The sequence below is a fragment of the Streptomyces altiplanensis genome, assembly GCF_053591575.1.
In genome coordinates this window covers 1-22,619 of sequence record NZ_JBSFUB010000051.1, presented here as the reverse complement: position 1 = coordinate 22,619, position 22,619 = coordinate 1, and the positions used below count along the sequence as shown (strand labels likewise).

The window sequence follows — 22,619 nt, the reverse complement described above, 5'->3', positions numbered from 1 at the left end:
TCCGGCCCGTCCGGCGTCCGGGGGCCGGGGCGCGGGGCGGCGCCCCGGCCGCTCCGCGTCCCGCCCTGCGCACCGGTGTCCGCTGGAAGATCAGCATCGCGATCGCCGCCGTCGGCGCGCTCATCGCCGTCGCGCTCAGCCTCGTCGTGCACAACGCCGCCCGCGTCTCGATGCTCGACAACGCCCGTGACGTGCAGATCGAGCGCCTGCAGTTCGCCCAGCGGTGGTACGAGTCCTCGCGCGAGCCCCGGTTCGGCACCAAGCTCAACGATCCGGCCCTGCCCGAAGAGCTCAAGGCCAGCATGGCCAACGGCCGCCGGGCCACCTACGTCACGGAGGGCCGCGACGACGTGCCCGACGTGTGGGCCGCCGCGCCCCTCGCCAACGGGGACGTCCTGTCGCTGCACACCCGGTTCACCGACCGCAGCGCCACCGTCATGGACGACCTCGACCGCGCCCTGGTCATCGGTTCGGTCTCGGTCGTCTTCGGCGGCTGCGCGCTCGGCGTGCTGATCGGCGGCCAGCTCTCCCGCCGCCTGCGCAAGGCGGCCGCCGCCGCGGGCAAGGTCGCGCAGGGAAACACGGAGGTACGCGTGCGGGACGCCATCGGCGGCGTCGTACGCGACGAGACCGACGAGCTCGCGCGCGCGGTCGACGCCATGACCGACGCCCTCCAGGAGCGGCTGGAAGCGGAGCGCCGCGTCACCGCGGACATCGCCCACGAACTGCGCACCCCGGTCACCGGCCTGCTCACGGCGGCCGAGCTGCTCCCGCCCGGCCGTCCGACCGAGCTCGTGCGGGACCGGGCGCAGGCCATGCGCACGCTCGTCGAGGACGTGCTGGAGGTGGCGCGGCTCGACAGCGCGGCGGAGCGGGCGGAGCTCCAGGAGATCGCGCTCGGCGAGTTCGTCGGCCGCCGGGTCGCGCTCTTCGACCCGGACGCGGTGGTCCGGGTGGTGCACGAGTCGTGGGTGAACACCGACCCGCGCCGCCTGGAACGCATCCTCGTCAACCTCCTCGGCAATGCCGCCAAGCACGGCAGGGCTCCCTTCGAGGTCACGGTCGAGGGCCGGGTCGTCCGGGTCCGCGACCACGGGCCCGGATTCCCGGAGGCGCTGCTCAAGGAGGGGCCGAGCCGGTTCCGTACGGGCAGCAGCGACCGGGCGGGGCGCGGGCACGGCCTGGGCCTGACGATCGCGGCCGGCCAGGCGCGCGTCCTCGGGGCACGCCTCACCTTCCGCAACGCGCAACGGGACGGCGGGGCGATCGCGGTCCTGTGGCTGCCGGAGCACGCGCCGACCGCCACCGGCAGCTTCCCGGTCGTACAGCTCCCGGACGCCGGGACCCGCCCTTAGCGGGCGGGCCCCGGCGGTCCTAGCAGGTCCAGTCCTTCTCCATGTCGAGGCCGCCCTCCCGCGCCCGGGTGGACGAGAACCAGTTCCCGGAGTCGTCCCGGAAGATCGCCTCCGTGCCGTACGGGCGCTCCTGCGGGGCCTGGAGGAACTCCGCCCCGCGCGCCTTCAACGTCTCGTAATCGCCGTGGACGTCGTCCGTGGCCAGCACACCGGCTCCCAGAACCCCCCTGGGAGACGAGCTTCCTGAGCGCGTCGGCGGACTCGGGATCCATCGCGGGCGGTCCCGGGCACATGAGCGTGTGCGCGGACACCGCGTCCAGGTCGAGCGGCTCGGCCCAGTCGCGGTCCATCGCGTCCTTGGCGAGGCGCAGCTGCCGCAGGTGGGCGAGACGGGCGAGGTGCGCGGTGGCCGGGGCCGCGGTGTCCACGTCTTCGATGCTGCCGTGCGGCACTGACAGCGGGCGGCCCCCGGCGCGAACACCGGGGGCCGCCCCACACCTCCCACACGTCCCGCAGGACCGCGGGGGAAGCTTTTCCCGCCGCTCAGTCGGCAGCCGGCGCCGGCGCCGGCTGCGGCCCCGCGCCCCGCAGCGGCACCTCCTTCACGAAGAAGGCCGCCGCGAACCCGATCACCGCGATCAGTCCGCCCAGCAGGAACGCCGCCTGCGTCCCGGAGGCCACCGCGAACTGGTACGCCTCCCGCACCTGGTCCGGCAGCTTCGTCAGGCTCGCCGCGTCCAGCTGCGCCGACTGCTGGGTGACGGCCGCCCCGCCCCGCTCGGTCATCGCGTCCTGCACCCGGCTGTTGAAGAGCGCGCCCATGACCGAGACGCCGAAGGAGCTGCCGAGCGTACGGAAGAGGGTCGCCGAGGAGGACGCGACGCCCATGTCCTTCATCTCGACGCTGTTCTGCGCGACGAGCATCGTGATCTGCATCAGGAAGCCCATGCCGGCGCCCAGTACGGCCATGTAGACGCCCGAGGTCAGCCGCGACGTGTCCGTGTCCATCCGGGAGAGCAGCAGCAGCCCGACGACCATCAGCGCGCCGCCCAGGATGGGGAAGATCCTGTACTTGCCGTTGCTGGTGGTCATCCGGCCCGCGATCAGCGAGACGACCATCATCGACATCAGCATCGGAAGCAGCAGCAGACCGGAGTTGGTCGCCGAGGCACCCTGGACGGACTGCTGGAACAGCGGCAGGAAGAGCACCGCGCCGAACATCACGAAGCCCGTCAGGAAGCCGATCACCGACATCAGCGTGAAGTTGCGGTTGCGGAAGATGTGCAGCGGCATGATCGGCTCGGCGGCCCTGGACTCGACGAAGAGGAAGCCGACGAGTGCGGCGACACCGAGGGCGATGAGCTCCATGATGACGGCCGAGGACCAGGCGTACTCCGTACCGCCCCAGGTCGTGACCAGCACGATCGCCGTGATGCCGACCGTCAGCAGCCCCGCGCCGAGGTAGTCGATCCGCGCCTGCGACCGCTCCTTCTTCGGCAGGTGCAGTACGGCGGTGACCATCGCCAGCGCGATCGCGCCGAGCGGCAGGTTGATGTAGAAGCTCCAGCGCCAGCCCAGGTGGTCGGTGATGGTGCCGCCGACGAGCGGCCCGCCGATCATGGCGAGCGCCATCACGCCGGCCATCATGCCCTGGTACCTGCCGCGCTCGCGCGGCGGGATCAGGTCGCCGATGATCGCCATGACGCCGACCATCAGACCGCCGGCGCCGAGCCCCTGGACGGCGCGGAAGCCGATCAGCTGGCCCATGTCCTGGGCCATGCCGCTGAGCACGGATCCGAGGAGGAAGACGACGATGGCGGTGAGGAAGACGCCCTTGCGTCCGTACAGGTCGCCGAGCTTGCCCCAGATGGGTGTCGAGGCCGCGGTGGCCAGGGTGTACGCCGTGACCACCCAGGACAGGTGCTCCAGACCGCCGAGCTCGCCCACGATGGTCGGCATGGCGGTGCCGATGATCATGTTGTCGAGCATGGCCAGCAGCATCGCGATCATCAGCGCGAGCAGCACCACCCGCACACTGCGCGGCTGGGGCTCCGCCTTCACCGGTTTCGTCTGTTCCGCGGTCGCGCTCATGTACCTGCTCCCTGTCCACTGCCCGCATTACCGCCCGCAGTGCTGCCTACCGCCACTTACTTGCCGCCCGGCAAGTTGACTACACTGGGTGAAAGTAGACCCCCAACTAGCCGGGCGTCAAGTAAGTTTTCTTGGGAGAGCAGCGTGTCCAGAGGCAACACTCGCCAGCGCATCCAGGACGTCGCCCTGGAGCTCTTCGCCGGGCAGGGGTACGAGAAGACCTCGCTGCGCGAGATCGCCGAGCGGCTCGACGTCACGAAGGCGGCGCTCTACTACCACTTCAAGACCAAGGAAGACATCATCGTCAGCCTCTTCCAGGACCTCACCAGGCCCGTGGACGAGCTGATCGCCTGGGGGCAGGAGCAGCCGCGCACCCTGGAGACGAAGAAGGAGATCCTGACCCGCTACAGCAAGGCCCTCTCCGCCGCCGCCCCCCTCTTCCGCTTCATGCACGAGAACCAGGCGACGATGCGCGACCTGAGCATCGGCGAGACGTTCAAGGAGCGCATGTTCGTGCTGCTGGAGCTGGTGAAGGACCCGGACGCGGTGCTGACCGACCAGGTCCGCTGCGTCAGCGCGCTCTTCACGATGCACGCGGGGATGTTCGTGCTCAGGGACGCCGAAGGCGACCCCGAGGAGAAGCGCAAGGCCGCTCTCGAGGTCGCCATCGATCTGGTGAGCCAGGCACACGGCCGGGCTCCGGGGGTCACACGCTGAGGCCCTCCGAGCGGAGGAACATCACGGGGTTGATCGCCGTGCCGTAGTTCGGCGTCGTACGGATCTCGAAGTGCAGGTGCGGGCCGCTGGAGTTTCCGGTGTTGCCGGAGAGGGCTATGCGCTGGCCCGTCTTGACCTGCTGGCCGGGGTACACGTTGATCTTCGACAGGTGCGCGTACTGCGAGTACGTGTTGTTGTCGTGCTTGACCACGATCGCGTTGCCGTACGCCGGCCCGTCACCGGCACCGTTCGGGCCCGCCTTCACGACGGTGCCGCCGTGCACAGCGTCGACGGCGGTGCCGACGGGCACCGCGAAGTCCTGCCCGGAGTGCTTGCTGGCCCACATGCTGCCGCCCTTGCCGTACGTGGCGCTGAGCGTGTAGTGCTGGACCGGCTTCATCCAGGAGGCCGCCTTCTTGGCCGCCGCCTTCTTCGCCGCCGCCGCCGTGGCGGCCTTCTTCACTGCCGCCGCCTTCTTGGCGTCGGCAGCCGCCTTCTTCGCGTCGGCGGCGGCCTTCTTCGCACTGACTGCCGCCTTGGCCTGAACCTCGGCCTGCTTCTCGACGGCAGTGGCAGCGGTCCCCTCGACGGCGAACGCCACGCCCGCCGTGCCGAGCATCATCGACGCGCCGAGCCCGGCGGCCACGACGGCGTTGCGACGGGTACGGACGGACGAGGAGCGGGCTCGGGAGAACATGTCGAACTTCGGCATACGGGAGGGACCTCCGGGAGTGAGTGAACCCGGCAGTCCGCCGGGCTGGCTCCACATTGGTAACCCGCGCCCCCACCACACCCAAAACGCCCTATCTACTACCAATGGCCGTATTACCGTCATCAACTATTCGACTCTTGACGGTATCCCCACCACCCTCTCTAAGCCTGGAAATAAACCCTCTTAGGGTGGTTTAAAGGCACGCCAGACCAGTACAAACCGGCCTTCGGCCCAGGTTTCCATCCCTCATCCCCCAGGGACCGAAGGTCCTGCCGCCCACCACCCGAAAGTCCCCCGCCCGGCACGCGGCGGGCCCACTACCGCGCCTCGTAGGCCCCGAAACCGCTGTGCGCCTTGTCACCGCGAGGCCCCCCGATACGCTGATCCAACAGCGCTCAGCACAGACCTCGGGGGAGGGACCGCACGTGGATCCCGCAGTCGTCGGAGCCCGTCTCGCATCGAGCGTCGCCGGGCCACTGGTGAAGAAGCTCTTCGTGGCGCAGCCCCCCGGCGCCGGCCTGGTCGACCGACCGGTCCGCCTGGCCGGTTACGTCTCCTTCCGGGGCGAGAAGCGCACCCTCGCCCACTCCGACCTGCGCAGACTGGCCGCCGAGCTGGTCAAGCAGGCGCTGCGCGCGGCCGGCCCCGGTGAGCGCCCGCTGCCCGCCGGCGAGGACCAGGCGGTCGTGGACGCCCTGACCACGACGTTGTACGCCCTGGGGGACCTCACCCTCACGGACGTTGAGGCCGTCGGCCTGGGCCACACCGCCCTGGCCACGGAACTGCGCCGTGCGAGCGACAGCCCCGAGCGCCACCTGTCGGCCGACGAGACGTACTTCTACGAGTGCCTCCTGACCGCCACCTGCCTGCACATCGTCCACTTCTTCACCCAGCGCTCGACCTTCGTCGCGGCGACCCTCGTCGCGCAGAGCCGCCGCCAGGGCGAACTGATCGCCAAGGTCGACGCCCTCATCGCCCGCAGCCCGCTGCCGGGGGCCGAGGACGTGGCCTTCGAGGGGCGTTACCTGGCACACATGGCGAAGAAGCACAGCAAGCTGACGATCTTCGGCATCGACCTGGCCAACTCGCCGGGGAAGTGGCCGCTGGACGCGGCGTACCTGAGCCTGGAGGCGGCGGCCACCGCACCCGCCGAGGACGACCTGGCCCAGGTCTTCCGGGAGTCGCGCGCCAAGTACGGGGGCCACCACCGGCTCCTGGCGGGCCGGATCGACTGGAAGACGACCCCGGCCTCCGGGCCCGGCGGCACCGAGGCGCTCCCGCGCGCGTTCCCCGGAACCCGCCCCGCCGACCAGGCCCTCGCCGGCCACGAACGCGTCCTGCTGCGCGGCGAGGCGGGCTCCGGCAAGACCACGCTCGTCCAGTGGCTCGCGGTCTCCGCCGCCCGCCGGGACAGCACCGGCCGGGACGGCACCGGCCGGATGGCGTACCTCCACGACCGGATCCCCTTCGTCCTCCCCCTGCGTACCCTGACCCGCCACGGCGAGCGCCTCCCCGCCCCCAAGGACTTCCTGGCCGCCGTCGGCTCCCCGCTCGCCGGCGAGCAGCCCGCCGGATGGGAGTCCCGCGTCCTGACGGCGGGCCGCGCCCTCGTCCTGGTCGACGGCATCGACGAGATCCCGGAGACCGAACGCTCCCGCACCCGCGCCTGGCTGGGCGACCTGATCGACACGTACCCGGGGAACCGCTGGCTGGTGACGTCCCGCCCCTCGGCCGTACGGGAGGACTGGCTGGCGGACGAGGGCTTCACCGAGCTGACGCTCTCCTCGATGAGCCCGGCGGACGTGGCGGCGTTCGTCAAGCGCTGGCACGCGGCGGCCCGTACCGGTTCGGACGGCGAGGACGCGTCCTTGGTGTCGTACGAGCGCCAGCTCCTCGCAGCGGTACGCGCCAAGCCCGACCTGGGCCGTCTCGCCACCAACCCCCTGATGTGCGCCCTGATCTGCGCCCTGCACCGGGACCGCCGCGGCTTCCTCCCCCTCGGCCGCAAGGACCTCTACACGGCGGCGCTCTCGATGCTGCTGGTCCGCCGCGACCGCGAGCGCGACATGGGCGGCGTACCCGAACTGCGCGAAGAACCGCAGGTCCAGCTCCTCCAGCGCCTCGCGTACTGGCTGATCCGCAACGGCCGCACCGAGATGGACCGTTCGCGCGCCGAGAGCATCATCGCCGACACCCTGCCCGCCGTCCCGGAGGTGGCCGCGCTCGGTGACGCGAAGGCGGTCTTCGACCACTTCCTGCACCGCAGCGGCCTGCTCCGCCAACCGGGCCCGGCGACCGTAGAGTTCATCCACCGCACCTTCCAGGACTTCCTCGGCGCACGGGCCGCCGTCGACGAGGGCGACTTCGGCGTCCTGACCGGCCACGCGGCCGACGACCAGTGGGAGGACGTCATCCGCATGGCGGTCGCCCACGCGCGCCCGCGCGAGCGCGCGGAGTTCTTCACCGGCCTGCTCGCCCACGGCGACGCCCACGCGGACCCCGCCGTGCGGACCCGCGTCCACCTCCTCGCGGCGGCCTGCCTGGAGGAAGCCGCCGAACTGTCCCCGGCCGTACGCCAGGAGACCGAGCGCCGCGCGGCGGTCCTGATCCCGCCGGCGGACACCCGGGCGGCCCGCGAACTCGCGGCGGCCGGCCCGATGATCCTGGACCTGCTGCCGGGTCCGGAGGACCTGGACGAACCCACCGCCGTACTGGTGGTCGTCGCCGCGTCCCACGTGCCGTCGGACCGTGCGATCGCGTACCTCGCCCGGTTCTCCGGGTACGAAGGCCGACGTGTCCGCGCCCAACTCATCTGGTCCTGGGCCCGGTTCGAGACCGGCCCGTACGCCGAAGAGGTCATCGCCCGGATCGACCCCGCCGGGCTGTACTTCACCGCCACGGCGGACGACCACCTCGCGGCCCTGGCCGCGCTCGGCACCCGGCCGATGCTCGACGCGAGAGGCGACCTCTCCGCACACGCCCTGCGGACGTACACGGCCGAGGCGTCGCTCACCCATGCCCGCATCCGCGAGAATCCGTCCCTGCGGGATGTGTCGTTCCTCCGGGGCCAGGACGGACTCACGGAACTGTTCGTCTCCGAGTGCCCCCGGCTGACGGATCTCGCGGGGCTCGAAGGGCTGCCCCTGCGGGCGCTCACCCTGGACCTGGCCGACGATGCCGCTCCCGGCCCGCTGTCGTCCCTGGAACGCCTGGAGTCCCTCACCCTCAGGGGGAACGGGGCCCGCTGGTCGCTGCGGGACCTGCCCGCGTCGGCACCCCTCGCTCTCCTCAACCTGGAGAGGACGGCCGGGCCGGCCGGTGGCCTCCGCGGACTCCGGAAGTACGGCGAGACCTTGACCGCCCTCCACCTGGGCTCGCGGAGCGCGCCGCAGGAACCGGAGGAGTGGGCGGAGATCAGCCGGCTGCCCGGACTGTCCACCCTCGCGGTGACCGGCGACTCCGTCGCCCGGGCCCCCCGCTCCCTGTCCCTCCCGTCCGTCACGGGATTCTGGCTCCACGACGAAACTCCGGAGCCCTCGCTCGCCAGGGTCCCGGAACTGTTCCCCCACCTCGAAGAACTGACGCTCCAAGGCTCCGTCCTGGAGTCCTTCGACGTCACGCCCCTGGTGTCACTGCCCAAGCTCCGCGTCCTCGACTTCTCCCGTCGCACCCACACCGTGTACGGCCTGGACCGCCTCCCCGGGCACATCGAGGTGTACGGATACGACCACCGGCGCCCCACGGCCGGTCCGAGCTGAAACCCCGCCCCCCTTCCCTCCCTTCCCCCCTCCCCCGGCCTCTTGCCCGCAGATGCGCGACACGCACACCCCGCACACCCCGCACGCCACCGGGACGGACGCGGCCGGGACAGGGGCGGCCGGGCGTCCTTCCCGGAACCGCCCCCGTCCGGGATGCTCCTGTGCCATGAGCAGACCCGTGATCCGCGCCAAGCGCCGCACGCTCCCTACGCACCCCGCCCCCACCCGCGCCCGCGCCCGCCGCACCCGCCCCTGGATCTGGCCCGTGGCCGTCGGTCTCGCCTGCACGCTCACCTGGAGCTCACCCGCCGGAGCCGGCCCCTCCGACACCGGCCTCAAGGGCGCCATCGACACGATCCTCACCGACGCCCGCCTCGACGGCGGTGCCGCGAGCGTCGTGATCGCCGACGCCACCACCGGCGAGACGCTCTACCAGCGCGACGGCGCCGACCGCCTCATGCCCGCCTCCAACACCAAGCTGCCCACCTCCGTCGCGGCCATGGCCCTCCTCGGCCCCGACTACCGCTACCGTACGGACGCCCTCTCCACCGGCAGCCGCCACGGCTCCGTGCTCCGCGGCGACCTCTACCTGCGCGGCACCGGCGACCCCACCACCCTCGCCGAGGACTACGACGAACTCGCCGCCCAGGTGGCGAAATCCGGCATCAAGCGGATCACCGGCCGCCTGATCGCCGACGACACCCGCTTCGACACCCAGCGCCTCGGCCGCTCGTGGGCCGCCGACGACGAGTCGTCGTACTACTCCGCCCAGATCTCGGCGCTCACCGTCGCCCCGGACACCGACTACGACTCCGGCACGGTCGTCGTCGAGGCCGCCCCGGGCGCCGGGCCGGGCGCCGCTCCCCGCTTCACCCTCACCCCGCCCACCGACTACGTGGACATCGACGCCCGCGCCGCCAAGACCGTCCCCGCCGGTCAGCCGGACACCCTCACCGTCGAACGCCAACACGGCTCGAACACCATCAGCATCACCGGCAACATCCCTGTCGGCGCGAACCCCACCAAGGAGTGGGTCACCGTCTGGGAGCCGACCGGCTACGCCGCCGCCGTCTTCGCCGACGCGCTGACCGCCCACGGCGTACGCGTCACAGGCCCCACCCGCCTCGGCCGCCCCACCCCCCAGGACGCCAAGCCTCTCGCCACCCACACGTCCATGCCCCTCAAGGAGCTGATGCACCCCTTCATGAAGCTGTCGAACAACATGCACGCCGAGGCCCTCACCAAGACCATCGGCCACGAGACGGCCGGCAAGGGCACCTGGAACGCCGGCCTCGCCGCCATCTCCGCCCACCTCGCCACAGAGGGAGTGGACACGGCCACCCTCCGCCAGGTCGACGGCTCCGGCCTCTCCCGGATGAACAACATCCCGGCCGCCCAGCTCGCCAAGCTCCTCCTCGCCGTACGCACCGCGCCCTGGTACGCCGACTGGTACGCGTCCCTCCCCGTCGCCTGCGCCCCGGACCGCGCCGTCGGCGGCACCCTCCGCTCCCGCATGTGCAAGACCCCGGCCGCCCTGAACGCCCGGGCCAAGACCGGCTCCCTGACCGGCGCCTCCGCCCTCTCCGGGTACGTCACGGACGCGGGCGGCCGCGAGCTGGTCTACAGCATCGTCCTCAACAACTACCTGGCCTCCTCGGTCAAGGGCATCGAGGACGCGATCGTGACCACCCTCGCCTCCTCGACCAGGACCACCACCACCCCGGTACGCCCGCCCGCCCCCCGGGCCGCCGCCCCCGCCACCGACACCACCCTCGAATGCTCCTGGCGCAAACCGGCTCCCTGCTGAGACGGCATCAGCCCCTGTCAGCACCTGCTCCGTGCCGCCGCCCGCGGCCAAGGCTCTGCCGCCGACCGGGGAAGACCTCGCCCGCGCGTCGTCCGGGGCGCCGTCGGCGGCAGCTCCAGCGGCAGCAGCGGGCACGGACAAAAGGGGCGGCCCCGGAACCACGAGGGTTCCGGGGCCGCCCCTTCGGGCTGTCAGGGCGCCGTTACGCGTCCTTCGACATGTTCGGGCCGCTGCTGCCGCCCGTCGCCTGCTCGATCGGGGGGACGTCGGGCAGGGCCGACTTCTCCTCGCCGCGGAAGGTGAACTTCTTCGCCTCACCCTCGCCCTCGACGTCGACGACCACGATGTGGCCGGGACGCAGCTCGCCGAAGAGGATCTTCTCGGACAGGATGTCCTCGATCTCCCGCTGGATCGTCCGGCGCAGCGGCCGGGCGCCCATGACCGGGTCGTAACCCTTCTTCGCGAGCAGCGACTTGGCTTCCGAGCTGAGCTCGATGCCCATGTCGCGGTCCTTCAGGCGCTCGTCCACCTTGGCGAGCATGAGGTCGACGATCTGGATGATGTCTTCCTCGGTGAGCTGGTGGAAGACGACCGTGTCGTCGACACGGTTGAGGAACTCGGGGCGGAAGTGCTGCTTGAGCTCTTCGTTGACCTTGTTCTTCATCCGCTCGTAACCGGTCTTGACGTCGCCCTGGGCCGCGAAGCCCAGGTTGAAGCCCTTGGAGATGTCCCGGGTCCCGAGGTTGGTCGTCATGATGATGACCGTGTTCTTGAAGTCCACGACCCGGCCCTGGGAGTCGGTCAGGCGACCGTCTTCCAGAATCTGGAGCAGGGAATTGAAGATATCGGGGTGGGCCTTCTCGACCTCGTCGAAGAGAACGACGGAGAACGGCTTGCGGCGCACCTTCTCGGTGAGCTGTCCGCCCTCTTCGTATCCCACGTAACCGGGGGGAGAACCGAAGAGGCGGGAAACCGTGTGCTTCTCGCTGAACTCCGACATGTCGAGGGAGATCAGCGCGTCCTCGTCGCCGAAGAGGAATTCGGCGAGCGTCTTGGAAAGCTCGGTCTTACCGACACCGGACGGACCGGCGAAGATGAACGAGCCACCGGGGCGCTTCGGGTCCTTCAGACCGGCTCGCGTACGGCGGATCGCCTGCGAGAGGGCCTTGATGGCGTCCTTCTGGCCGATGACGCGCTTGTGGAGCTCGTCCTCCATGCGCAGCAGGCGGGAGGACTCCTCCTCGGTGAGCTTGAAGACCGGGATGCCCGTGGCCGTGGCCAGGACCTCCGCGATCAGTTCCTCGTCCACCTCGGCGACGACGTCCATGTCGCCGGCCTTCCACTCCTTCTCGCGCTTGGTCTTGGCCGCGAGGAGCTGCTTCTCCTTGTCGCGAAGAGAGGCCGCCTTCTCGAAGTCCTGCGAGTCGATCGCGGACTCCTTGTCCCTGCGGACACCGGCGATCTTCTCGTCGAACTCACGGAGGTCCGGCGGTGCGGTCATCCGGCGGATGCGCATCCGGGAACCGGCCTCGTCGATCAGGTCGATCGCCTTGTCCGGCAGGAAGCGGTCCGAGATGTAGCGGTCGGCCAGGGTGGCCGCCGCGACCAGCGCCGAGTCCGTGATGGAGACGCGGTGGTGCGCCTCGTAGCGGTCGCGCAGGCCCTTGAGGATCTCGATCGTGTGGGGGAGGGAAGGCTCCGCCACCTGGATCGGCTGGAAGCGGCGCTCCAGCGCGGCGTCCTTCTCGAGGTGCTTGCGGTACTCGTCGAGCGTCGTCGCACCGATGGTCTGGAGCTCACCACGGGCGAGCATCGGCTTCAGGATCGAAGCCGCGTCGATCGCGCCCTCGGCGGCGCCCGCACCCACCAGGGTGTGGAGCTCGTCGATGAACAGGATGATGTCGCCGCGGGTGCGGATCTCCTTCAGGACCTTCTTCAGGCGCTCCTCGAAGTCACCGCGGTAGCGGGAACCGGCGACGAGCGCGCCGAGGTCGAGGGTGTAGAGGTGCTTGTCCTTGAGGGTCTCGGGCACCTCGCCCTTGACGATCGCCTGCGCCAGGCCCTCGACGACCGCCGTCTTTCCGACGCCGGGCTCGCCGATGAGGACCGGGTTGTTCTTGGTACGGCGGGACAGCACCTGCATGACCCGCTCGATCTCCTTCTCGCGCCCGATGACCGGGTCGAGCTTGGATTCGCGGGCGGCCTGCGTCAGGTTGCGGCCGAACTGGTCCAGGACGAGGGAGGTCGAGGGCGTGCCCTCGGCCGGGCCGCCGGCGGCGGCGGTCTCCTTGCCCTGGTAGCCGGAGAGCAGCTGGATGACCTGCTGCCGCACCCGGTTCAGATCGGCACCCAGCTTCACGAGGACCTGGGCTGCGACGCCCTCGCCCTCGCGGATCAGGCCGAGCAGGATGTGCTCCGTACCGATGTAGTTGTGGCCGAGCTGAAGAGCCTCGCGGAGCGACAGCTCCAGGACCTTCTTGGCACGGGGGGTGAAGGGGATGTGACCGGACGGAGCCTGCTGGCCCTGACCGATGATCTCCTCCACCTGCTGGCGGACCGCCTCGAGCGAAATCCCGAGGCTCTCCAGGGCCTTAGCGGCGACACCCTCACCCTCGTGGATAAGGCCCAGGAGGATGTGCTCGGTGCCGATGTAGTTGTGGTTGAGCATCCGGGCTTCTTCCTGAGCCAGGACGACAACCCGCCGCGCGCGGTCGGTGAACCTCTCGAACATCGTTAATCGCTCCTCAGAGCGGTCAGGCAGTTAGGGGTCGGTCCCCTCCCTGTCCTTCCGCATGCTAGTCCCGCTGGGCAGGACAGCTCATTCCAACTGCCGACACCCGTCCTTGGCCTCCTGCCCCGAACAGCCGACAACTGCTCCAACCTGATGGTGCGAGACGATGTTCCCGCAGGCCAAGCAGATACCCGTTCATCCACTACGCCGATGGCGAACGTGAGACGCTCCGGCCAGCGTGTCGCCCCTTCCCACTAGGGATGTCTTACCCGCAAGCACTGACACTCCATGCGGCGCGCGCTGGTTCCCTCAGCTATGGGCGAACATCTTTGCGCCGCCGAATGCCTCCGCACGCCCCCGCGGAGGCAACGCAGCGCACCCGGACGGGTACGCAGCGTAACTTCGGAGCGCTTCGGCAGTTGGTCCGGACATGACGCCCACGGTTCCGCCGCCGCGCACACCGCTGCCCCTGCCGCCCGGGGACGGCGTCGCACAGTGGTACGAGCACGAACTCGGCTGGGCCTCCGCACCGGCCGCCACGGAGGGCCTGCCGGTCCGGCTGCTGACGGGGCTCCGCTTCGACGTGCTGGAGCTGCCCGAGGACGCTGGTTTCGCCGTACTGCGGCGTCACGCGGGGCTCACGGGTCCCGTCGCGCTCGGAGGGCGGCGGATGCGGCTGCTGGTGGCCGCGGGGAGCGCCGAGGAACTGCCCGGGCTGCTCGACTGGCTGGAGTGGGGCGGCGTCGCCCTGGATCTGCGCGCGATCGGCGCGGGCGGGCAGATGACCGCGCCCTCGCCGCCGGGGTGGGCCGGCCGGCGGAGCGGCGGATCACCGGGCGACGGGTCGCAGGGGGCCGCCGTCTGGCTGCGGCCCCCCGAGCCGCGGCACGAGGTGGAACCGACGCTGCCGGCCTTCGCCGGGCTCGGATGCCGTGGGGAAACACCCGATCTCGTACGACTCGTGAGCACGGCGGCGACGGAATGCCACCGGGCCCAGTTGTTGCGTGCGAATTCCGCTCACGCGAATGCTCAGCCGTTGGCCTTCTCGTAGGCCTCACGGATGTCGGCCGGGACGCGGCCGCGGTCATTCACGTTGTAACCGTTGGCCTTGGCCCACTTACGGATCTCGGCGGTGTTCTGGTTGCCGCCCGCGGCCGCGCGCGTCTTGCCACGGCCCGAAGCCGCACGGCCACCGGTGCGCCGGCCGCTCTTGGTGTACGGGTCGAGCAAGCTACGGAGCTTGTCCGCGTTCGCGGTGGTGAGGTCGATCTCGTAGGTCTTGCCGTCCAGAGCGAACGTCACGGTCTCGTCCGCCTCGACGCCGTCGAGGTCATCGACAAGAAGGACCTGAACCTTCTGTGCCACCGGATTTCCTTTCATCGAAAATGCAGTACGCGGAAAGGAAACCGCTTTTCCCTGGAAAACACAAACCCCCGGAGGAGGTTCAGTACCTCAAGAAGACGGGAAACGTGCGCGTTTCGGACATAGGGATCTGACCGCTTCTGTCGATCACAGGTGCAGAAGCATCCGGCTGTTGCCCAAGGTGTTCGGCTTCACTCGTTCGAGACCGAGGAACTCTGCTACACCCTCGTCATAGGAACGCAGCAGCTCGCTGTAGACATCTCCGTCGACCGGCGCCTCTCCGATCTCCACGAAGCCGTGCTTGATGAAGAACTCGACTTCGAAGGTGAGACAGAAAACCTTGCGCACACCGAGCCAGCGGGCGGTCTGGAGCAGCTTGTCCAGCACGTGATGTCCGACTCCGGCGCCCTTGAAGGACGGGTCCACGGCGAGAGTGCGGACTTCGGCGAGGTCTTCCCACATCACGTGCAGCGCACCGCAGCCGACCACGGCCCCGTCCTCGTCGCGTTCGGCGACCCAGAACTCCTGGATGTCCTCGTAAAGGGTCACGTTCGCTTTGTCGAGCAGGATCCGCTTCTGCGCGTACGTGTCCACGAGGCGGCGTACGGACGGCACATCACTGGTCCTCGCCCGCCGGACGGTGATGGCTTTTAGCTCTGAAGACATACCTGGACGCTATCGCCCCGGAGCGCCGGGGCTCTCGTCACCCTCTGCCGGTCCGGTTGCCGTATCAGTTGCGGGATCGGTCGCGGGATCGTCGCGCTGAACGACGCGCATCGCGTCCTGAAGGGCTTCGCGCTGCTCCGCCGACATCATGCCGAAGAACGCGACAAGAGCCGCCGCGGGGTTGTCACTCGTCGACCAGGCTTCGTTCATCAGTGCGGCCGAGTAGGCGGCCCGGGTGGACACGGCCGTATATCGATAGGCACGGCCGTCGACTTCCCTGCGCACCCAGCCCTTCTGATGGAGATTGTCCATTACGGTCATGACCGTGGTGTAGGCGATGGACCGTTCCTTCTGAAGGTCCTCGAGGACTTCCCGGACGGTGACCGGTCGGTTCCACTGCCACACGCGCGTCATGACGGCGTCTTCCAGCTCTCCCAATTGGCGAGGCACAGCGCCACCATAGTAGGAAATATCGGTAATGGCAGGTTATTTGCGCAGCGAAAAGGGCGTACGGCTCGAAACGAGTCGTACGCCCTGGTGAAGTGCGGGGCGGGCGGGGTCAGGCGCCGCCGGTCTTGGGGGTTCCCGCCTGCCGGGCGGACTCGGCGCGGGCGAGGGTGGCGTCCACGGCCGCGTCTTCCTTGGCCTTGTTGGAGCCGCCCTGCGTCTTGACGATCGTGGTGACCAGGGCGATGAAGAACGCGGCCATCACCACGGGGGGCAGGAGCGCGGAAACGTAGTCCATGCCGTCCAGGGTAGCTACCCCGCCACCCTTCGCTCCCGCGGGGGCGCGGGGCGCCTGCGGGGCGGGAACACCTCGGAAGGCTTCGGCGTCGGACGCTGCGCGGGCTCGCGTCCCGGCGACGGGCCCCTGGGCTTCGACGGTTCGTCGTCGGCCGTGGCGCGGCCGCCGGCGATGGCCAGCAGCCGGGCGCGCGGGAGGGGCGCGTCGCTGCGGCCGGCCAGGCGGGCCCGTACGGACTGTTCCACGATGGCCCGGCAGTGGTCGTGGAGCAGCTCGCCGGCCGGCATGCCGCGCAGGGTGCGCAGCGCCACGAGGTCGTCGGGGGTCGGCTGGTAGCCGGTGGCCAGGGCGTCCTGGAGCAGCCCCAGGTAGCCGCTGGCGGCCGCGGGGAGTGCGGCGCGGTATCGGGCGAGGTCGGCGAGGAGGAACGCGCGCAGCCGGCCCGCCTCGCGGACCGCCTCGTCCAGGGTGCCGGCGAGGCGCAGGCAGTCCTGGACGTCTTCGTCGGACAGTGACGCGGGATGGAGGGCGATGGCGAGGGCGCGTCGGAGCACACGCAGCTCGTCCGCGCCGAACGCCATGCCGCCACGGGAACCGTATGGCGTGGGCATGCAGTGACAATACGCACTAAACAGACACAATCTGCTTAATGCATGTATGACGGCGCGCCGGACGGCCTTTCCGCGGTCGCACCCGCCCGGCGTCACCTCCGGGCGACGTCACCTCCGCCCGGCCCGGCCTCACCTCCGCCCGGCGTCACATCCGGGCGACGTTGCGCTCGTACACCAGGCGCAGGCCGATCAGGGTCAGCCACGGTTCGTGCTCGTCGATCTCCGAGGACTCGCCGAGCACCATCGGGGCCAGGCCGCCCGTCGCGATGACGGTCACGTCGTCCGGGTCGCCGTCGGGGCCCACGAGCTCGCGCGCCATGCGCTGCGTGACACCGTCGACCTGGCCCGCGAAGCCGTACACGATGCCCGACTGCATGGCCTCGACGGTGTTCTTGCCGATCACGCTGCGGGGGCGGGCCAGCTCGATCTTGCGCAGCTGGGCTCCCTTGACGCCGAGCGCCTCGACCGAGATCTCGATGCCCGGGGCGATGACGCCACCCGTGTACTCGCCGCGCGCCGACACCGCGTCGAACGTCGTCGCCGTGCCGAAGTCCACGACGATCGCCGGGCCGCCGTAGAGCTCGACCGCCGCGACCGCGTTGATGATGCGGTCCGCGCCGACCTCCTTCGGGTTGTCCATCAGGATCGGCACGCCCGTCTTGATGCCCGGCTCGACGAGCACGGCCGGGACGTCGCCGTAGTAGCGGCGGGTCACCTCGCGCAGCTCGTGCAGGACGGACGGGACGGTGGAGCAGATCGCGATGCCCTCGATGCCGTCGCCCAGTTCGTCGCCGAGGAGCGGGTGCATGCCCATCAGGCCCTGGAGGAGTACGGCGAGCTCGTCAGCCGTGCGGCGGGCGTCGGTGGAGATGCGCCAGTGCTCGACGATCTCCTCCCCGTCGAACAGGCCGAGGACGGTGTGCGTGTTGCCGACGTCGATGGTGAGCAGCATGGGTTACTCCGCCTCGCGCAGGTCGAGGCCGATGTCGAGGATCGGGGAGGAGTGCGTGAGAGCCCCGACGGCGAGGTAATCGACGCCCGTGTCCGCGTACGCGCGGGCGTTCTCCAGGGTGAGGCGGCCGGAGGATTCGAGGGTCGCGCGGCCGTTCACGAGAGCGACCGCCTCGGCGGTCTGCTCCGGGGTGAAGTTGTCCAGGAGGATCAGGTCGGCGCCCGCCTCCAGGACCTCGGTGACCTGGGCGAGCGTGTCGACCTCGACCTCGATGGGGACCTCGGGGAACGCCTTGCGCACGAGCGTGAACGCCTCGGCCACACCGCCCGCCGCGACCACGTGGTTGTCCTTGACGAGCGCCGCGTCCGAGAGGGACATGCGGTGGTTGACGCCGCCGCCGCAGCGGACCGCGAACTTCTCCAGGGCGCGCAGGCCGGGCGTCGTCTTGCGGGTGTCGCGGACCTTGGCGCCCGTGCCCTCCAGAGCGTCCGCCCACGCGCGGGTGGCGGTCGCGATGCCCGACAGGCGGCACAGCAGGTTGAGCGCGCTGCGCTCGCCGGTGAGCAGGTCGCGGGTGCGGGTGGTGACGCTGATCAGCTTCTGCCCGGCCTCGACGCGGTCGCCGTCCTCGACGTGCCGCTCGACCTCGAACTCGTCCGTGCAGACGATGGACAGGACCGCTTCGGCGACGCGCAGGCCCGCGACGGTGCCGGCCTCGCGGGCCGTGAAGTCGCCGGTCGCGACGGCGTCCTCGGGGACGGTCGCGACGGTGGTGACGTCGGGGCCGTGGGCGAGGTCCTCGGCCAGGGCGACGTTCGCGACGTCCTCGACCTCGACGGGGTCGAGGCCCGCCGCGACGAGGAGCTGGACGAGATCGGGGTCGAGGCCGCACTCGGCGGTGTCGAGTTCGTACGTCGCCTCCGTCCCGTCGCCTTCGCAGCCGCAGGAGTCGCCGCAGCCGCCGGACGCGGTCGGCAGGAGCTGGGGGTTGTCGGGCGTACTCACGGTTACTGCTCCCTCGGGAGGTGTACGGGCGGGAATGAGGCGGATTCGGTGCGGTGTACGGCGAGGGTGCGGCCGGGCGTGAGCCGTACGACGAGGTGGCTGCGCCAGGTGTCGTCGTCGCGGTCGGGACGGTCCTCGCGCCAGTGGCAGCCGCGGGTCTCCTCGCGCGCGCGGGCGGCGGCGACCAGGACGCGCGAGACGAGGAGGAGGTTGGTGGCCTCCCAGGCGTCGACGCCGGGCTCCGTGTCCTTGGTGTCCTTGGTGTCCTTGGTGCCGTCGGCGCCGTTCCCCGGGTCCCGGTCCCGGTCCGCTTCGGCGGCCGCGCTGCGGTACAGGGCCTCCAGGGCGTCCGCCGCGTGGTCGAGGCTGGCCGCCGACCGGAGCACTCCCGCGCCCGCCGTCATGATCCGCTGGATCTCGATGCGGGTGGCCGGGTCGAGGAGCGGGCCGGGGGCCTCCTCGCTCCGTACGGCGGGGCCGGGGGCGGCGGGGCGGGCCGCGATGTCCTCGGCGATGCGTTCCGCGAAGACCAGGCCCTCCAGGAGGGAGTTGGACGCGAGCCGGTTCGCGCCGTGCACGCCCGTGCACGCCACCTCGCCGCACGCGTACAGGCCCGGGACCGTCGTACGGCCGTGCAGGTCCGTCCGTACGCCGCCGGACGCGTAGTGGGCCGCCGGGGCGACCGGGACCGGCTCGGTGACCGGGTCGATGCCGTGGGAGCGGCAGGCCGCCAGGATGGTCGGGAAGCGGGACTCCCACATCTCGGCGCCGAAGTGCCGGGCGTCGAGGTACATGTGCTCGGCGCCCTGCTCGCGCATCCGCCGCATGATGCCCTTGGCGACGATGTCGCGGGGGGCCAGCTCCGCCAGTTCGTGCTGCCCGACCATGAAGCGCACGCCGTCCGCGTCGACCAGGTGGGCGCCCTCGCCGCGTACCGCCTCGGAGACCAGCGGCTGCTGGCCCTCCGCGTCGGCGCCCAGGAAGAGCACGGTGGGGTGGAACTGGACGAATTCGAGGTCCGAGACCTCCGCACCGGCGCGCAGGGCGAGCGCGACGCCGTCGCCCGTCGAGACGGACGGGTTGGTGGTGGCCGAGAAGACCTGCCCCATGCCGCCGGTGGCGAGGACGACGGCCGGGGCCCGGACGGCGCCGACGCCGTCGTGCTGGCCCTCGCCCATGACGTGCAGGGTGACGCCCGCCGTGCGCCCGTCGAGGTCCGTCAGCAGGTCCAGGACCAGGGCGTTCTCGATCGTACGAAGAGAGGCGGACCGTACCGCCTCGACGAGCGCCCGGGAGATCTCCGCGCCGGTCGCGTCGCCGCCCGCGTGGGCGATGCGGCGGCGGTGGTGGCCGCCCTCGCGGGTGAGCTGGATGGCGCCCGATTCGGGGTCGGTGTCGAAGAGGGCGCCGGTGTCGATCAGGCGGCGTACGGCGTCCGGGCCCTCGGTGACCAGGGTCCGCACGGCCTCCTCGTCGCACAGGCCCGCGCCCGCGACGAGCGTGTCGTCCAGGTGCTGTTCCGGGGTGTCCCCGTCGCCGAGGGCGGCGGCAATACCGCCCTGCGCCCAGCGCGTGGAGCCGTCGTCGAGGCGGGCCTTGGTGACGACGACCGTGCGCAGGCCGGCGGCGGTGCAGCGCAGGGCGGCGGTGAGGCCGGCGACGCCGGAGCCGACGACCACGACGTCGGCCTCGACGGTCCAGCCGGGGGCGGGGGCCTTCAGCCGTATACCGGTACGGGTCATGCCGAAGCTCCCTGCTCGCTGTCCTGGCCGTCTTCGCTGTCTTCGCTGTCTTCGCCGGCTCCGTGGGCGAAGGTCAGCGGGATGTTGTCGATCAGCCGTGTGGCGCCGACCCTGGCGGCCACGGCGAGGACCGCGTCGCCGCGGTAGGTGTCGGGGACCTCGGTGAAGTCGGACGGGTCCACCAGGGCGACGTAGTCGAGGGTGAGCGGCGGGTCGGAGCGCGTGGCGGTGTCCAGGACGGCGGATGCCGCCGCGCGGACGGCCGCGGGACCGCTCAGGTCCGCGTGGCCCGCCTGCTCGACGGCGTGCGCGTCGGCCGCCGCGCGTGTCTCGCCGACGGCCGCGAGGGCTGCGGCGCGGGCGGGGTGCGGGCCGCCGAGAGCGGTCGCGCGCGCGTGCAGTGCCTCCTGGGCGGCGAGCCGGTCACGGCCGGCGAACAGCGCGCGGGAGAGGGCGAGCGCGGTGCGGCGCTCGGCCGGCGAGAGGTAGCGGTTGCGGCTGGACAGGGCCAGGCCGTCGTCCTCACGGACCGTCGGTACGCCGACGATCTCGACGGGGAAGTTCAGGTCGCGCACCATGCGGCGGATCAGGGCGAGCTGCTGGGCGTCCTTCTGCCCGAAGAAGGCGGCGTCGGGCCCGGTCAGGTGCAGCAGCTTCGCGACGACGGTCAGCATGCCGTCGAAGTGGCCGGGGCGGGACGCCCCTTCGAGGCGTTCGCCCATCGGCCCGGCGGCGATACGGACCTGCGGCTCGCCGCCCGGGTAGACCTCGTCCACGGACGGCGCGAACACGGCGTTCGCACCGGCCTGTGCGGCGAGGGCGAGGTCGGCGTCCAGGGTGCGGGGGTAGCGGTCGAGGTCCTCGCCGGCGCCGAACTGGAGCGGGTTGACGAAGACGGTGACGACGACGAAGCCCTCGGGCCCCACGTGGTCCCGTGCGGCGCGGACGAGCGTCGCGTGGCCCTCGTGCAGGGCGCCCATGGTCATGACGACGGCGGTGCGGCCGGGGGCGCCGGAGCGGCCGGGGGCGTACTGGCCGAGGACGTGCTGGAGGTCCTCGCGCGTGGGGACCAGCCGGAAGGCCCCGGAGGTCTCCGAGGTCTCGGAGGTGCTGCTCATCGGTCGTCTCCCTCGGCCCCGTCGGTCCCGGCCCCGTCGGTCCCGGCCCCGTCGGTCCCGGCCCGGTCGGCCAGTACGTCCAGAAGGTCCTCGGCGAGCTCCGGTTTGAGCAGCCCGTGCGCGAGGGCGCGGTCGGCGGTCGTACGGGCCATGGCGAGGTATCCGGCGACGGTCTGCGGCGCGTGCTTGCGGAGCTCCGTGACGTGCGCGGCGACCGTTCCCGCGTCGCCGCGCGCGACGGGTCCGGTGAGGGCCGCGTCGCCGGAGCGCAGGGCGTTGTCGAGGGCGGCGCCCAGGAGCGGGCCGAGCATCCGGTCGGGGGCCCCGACGCCTGCCGTACGGAGCAGCTCCATGGACTGGGCGACCAGGGTGACCAGGTGGTTCGCGCCGAGGGCGAGAGCCGCGTGATAGAGCGGACGCGCCTCTTCCGCGACCCACTCGGGCTCGCCGCCCATCTCGATGACCAGGGCCTCGGCGGCGAGACGCAGCTCATCGGGCGCGGTGATGCCGAAGGAACAGCCGGCCAGCCGCTGGACGTCCACGGACGTTCCCGTGAACGTCATGGCGGGGTGCAGGGCGAGGGGCAGCGCGCCGGCGCGCAGGGCGGGTGCGAGGACGCCCGTCCCGTACCGCCCCGAGGTGTGCACGATCAGCTGTCCCGGACGGACGGCGCCGGTCTCGGCGAGGCCCTCCACCAGGCCCGGCAGGGCGTCGTCGGGGACGGTCAGCAGGACGAGCTCGGCACGGGCCAGGACCTCGGCGGGGGTGACGATCGGGACGTCGGGCAGGAGCGCGGCGGCCCTGCGTACGGACGCGTCCGAGACGCCGGAGACGGCGACCGGGCGGTGGCCCGCGAGCCGCAGCGCGGCGGCGAGCGCGGGGCCGACCCGGCCGGCTCCGACCACGCCGACGGTGAGGCGGGCAGGGCGGTCCCTGGCGTCCAGGGGCTCATGTGCTGCGTTTGGTGCGTTCACGTTCACGCGGGGACGGCCTTCCGTTCCAGTCCGCAGGGGGTACCGGACGATTTCTCGTCATGCTACGCCAGCGTTTCGCGCGTCCGCTTCGCTGTCCACAGGCTGTGGGCACGGGCACAGCCGTACGCGATGCCCGCTGATGACGGACACCGGTGAGCAGGAGCAGCGCAGGCGCGGGCTCACCGCGTGGAAGGGCTCCGGTCGCGTACTTTCGCGCTCCTCCGCGCGGACGGCGCCCGGGGAGCGGCCGGCGCAGCGGCGGCGCGCCCCGCG

At 71.3% G+C, this 22,619-nt stretch carries 18 protein-coding genes and 2 pseudogenes; 5 read left to right on the top strand and 15 right to left on the bottom strand.

The annotated features are described in order from the left end of the window. Positions 1-65: 65 nt before the first annotated feature. A complete protein-coding gene (gene cseC / locus ACWD0Y_RS21820; protein ID WP_450262010.1) occupies positions 66-1,355 on the top strand; it encodes a two-component system sensor histidine kinase CseC in 1,290 nt (429 codons plus the stop codon). 19 nt (positions 1,356-1,374) lie between these two features. On the opposite strand, the pseudogene ACWD0Y_RS21815 reads toward cseC, so the two are convergent. From ACWD0Y_RS21815 to ACWD0Y_RS21805, 3 genes and pseudogenes are all read right to left on the bottom strand, one after another. After that, positions 1,375-1,654 (bottom strand): annotated as a pseudogene (locus tag ACWD0Y_RS21815) (VOC family protein); the annotation flags it as partial. Next, a pseudogene (locus ACWD0Y_RS21810) lies at positions 1,655-1,735 on the bottom strand (helix-turn-helix transcriptional regulator); the annotation flags it as partial. 163 nt (positions 1,736-1,898) lie between these two features. Continuing rightward, positions 1,899-3,446, bottom strand: coding sequence for an MDR family MFS transporter (locus ACWD0Y_RS21805; RefSeq protein WP_450261985.1), 1,548 nt, complete (start codon positions 3,444-3,446; stop codon positions 1,899-1,901). A gap of 144 nt (positions 3,447-3,590) precedes the next feature. Between ACWD0Y_RS21805 and ACWD0Y_RS21800 the strand changes: the two genes are divergently transcribed. Beyond that, a complete protein-coding gene (locus tag ACWD0Y_RS21800; RefSeq protein WP_450261984.1) occupies positions 3,591-4,163 on the top strand; it encodes a TetR/AcrR family transcriptional regulator in 573 nt (190 codons plus the stop codon). Here the strand turns inward: ACWD0Y_RS21800 and ACWD0Y_RS21795 are convergent. Further along, the gene (locus ACWD0Y_RS21795; RefSeq protein ID WP_450262009.1) at positions 4,153-4,860 is read right to left on the bottom strand and encodes a M23 family metallopeptidase; all 708 of its coding nucleotides are present in this window, start codon (positions 4,858-4,860) and stop codon (positions 4,153-4,155) included. The genes ACWD0Y_RS21800 and ACWD0Y_RS21795 overlap by 11 nt on opposite strands. 440 nt (positions 4,861-5,300) lie before the next feature. Between ACWD0Y_RS21795 and ACWD0Y_RS21790 the strand changes: the two genes are divergently transcribed. Then, a complete protein-coding gene (locus tag ACWD0Y_RS21790; protein ID WP_450261983.1) occupies positions 5,301-8,633 on the top strand; it encodes an NACHT domain-containing protein in 3,333 nt (1,110 codons plus the stop codon). Positions 8,634-8,799: 166 nt separating this feature from the next. Beyond that, entirely contained in the window at positions 8,800-10,440 is a 1,641-nt protein-coding gene (gene dacB, locus ACWD0Y_RS21785; protein ID WP_450261982.1) for a D-alanyl-D-alanine carboxypeptidase/D-alanyl-D-alanine endopeptidase, read from the top strand. Positions 10,441-10,642: 202 nt separating this feature from the next. Here the strand turns inward: dacB and ACWD0Y_RS21780 are convergent, their stop codons facing one another. Beyond that, on the bottom strand, positions 10,643-13,171 hold the full coding sequence (locus ACWD0Y_RS21780) for an ATP-dependent Clp protease ATP-binding subunit (RefSeq protein WP_450261981.1): 2,529 nt from the start codon (positions 13,169-13,171) through the stop codon (positions 10,643-10,645). A 430-nt stretch (positions 13,172-13,601) separates the two neighbouring features. On the opposite strand from ACWD0Y_RS21780, the gene ACWD0Y_RS21775 reads away from it, so the two are divergent. After that, complete coding sequence (locus tag ACWD0Y_RS21775; protein WP_450261980.1) at positions 13,602-14,222, top strand: SCO3374 family protein; 621 nt, start codon at positions 13,602-13,604, stop codon at positions 14,220-14,222. On the opposite strand, the gene ACWD0Y_RS21770 is transcribed toward ACWD0Y_RS21775, so the two are convergent. The 10 genes from ACWD0Y_RS21770 to ACWD0Y_RS21725 form a co-directional block, all read right to left on the bottom strand. Further along, positions 14,201-14,536 carry a histone-like nucleoid-structuring protein Lsr2 gene (locus ACWD0Y_RS21770; RefSeq protein WP_344495277.1) on the bottom strand — a complete coding sequence of 112 codons (336 nt, stop codon included), beginning with the start codon at positions 14,534-14,536 and terminating at the stop codon, positions 14,201-14,203. The two genes, ACWD0Y_RS21775 and ACWD0Y_RS21770, sit on opposite strands and share 22 nt — an antisense overlap. Positions 14,537-14,680: 144 nt before the next feature. Continuing rightward, a complete protein-coding gene (locus ACWD0Y_RS21765; RefSeq protein ID WP_093799724.1) occupies positions 14,681-15,199 on the bottom strand; it encodes an amino-acid N-acetyltransferase in 519 nt (172 codons plus the stop codon). 9 nt (positions 15,200-15,208) lie between these two features. Further along, entirely contained in the window at positions 15,209-15,649 is a 441-nt protein-coding gene (locus tag ACWD0Y_RS21760; protein WP_450261979.1) for a BlaI/MecI/CopY family transcriptional regulator, read from the bottom strand. 109 nt (positions 15,650-15,758) lie between these two features. Continuing rightward, positions 15,759-15,944 (bottom strand): hypothetical protein, encoded by a 186-nt coding sequence (locus ACWD0Y_RS21755; protein ID WP_093799725.1) that lies wholly within the window; start codon positions 15,942-15,944, stop codon positions 15,759-15,761. Between the two features lie 14 nt (positions 15,945-15,958). Continuing rightward, entirely contained in the window at positions 15,959-16,525 is a 567-nt protein-coding gene (locus ACWD0Y_RS21750; protein ID WP_450262008.1) for a hypothetical protein, read from the bottom strand. A 175-nt stretch (positions 16,526-16,700) separates the two neighbouring features. Continuing rightward, a complete protein-coding gene (locus tag ACWD0Y_RS21745) occupies positions 16,701-17,507 on the bottom strand; it encodes a type III pantothenate kinase (RefSeq protein WP_138904395.1) in 807 nt (268 codons plus the stop codon). A gap of 3 nt (positions 17,508-17,510) precedes the next feature. Next, positions 17,511-18,512 carry a carboxylating nicotinate-nucleotide diphosphorylase gene (gene nadC, locus ACWD0Y_RS21740; protein WP_450261978.1) on the bottom strand — a complete coding sequence of 334 codons (1,002 nt, stop codon included), beginning with the start codon at positions 18,510-18,512 and terminating at the stop codon, positions 17,511-17,513. A 2-nt stretch (positions 18,513-18,514) separates the two neighbouring features. Continuing rightward, positions 18,515-20,254 (bottom strand): L-aspartate oxidase, encoded by a 1,740-nt coding sequence (locus ACWD0Y_RS21735; protein ID WP_450261977.1) that lies wholly within the window; start codon positions 20,252-20,254, stop codon positions 18,515-18,517. Beyond that, positions 20,251-21,372: a pantoate--beta-alanine ligase gene (gene panC, locus ACWD0Y_RS21730; protein WP_450261976.1), complete on the bottom strand. Its 1,122-nt coding sequence runs from the start codon at positions 21,370-21,372 to the stop codon at positions 20,251-20,253. The genes ACWD0Y_RS21735 and panC overlap by 4 nt, the downstream gene beginning before the upstream one ends. Then, positions 21,369-22,346, bottom strand: a complete 978-nt coding sequence (locus tag ACWD0Y_RS21725; RefSeq protein WP_450261975.1) for a Rossmann-like and DUF2520 domain-containing protein — start codon at positions 22,344-22,346, stop codon at positions 21,369-21,371. Before ACWD0Y_RS21725 ends, panC begins: the two co-directional genes overlap by 4 nt. Positions 22,347-22,619 lie beyond the last annotated feature (273 nt).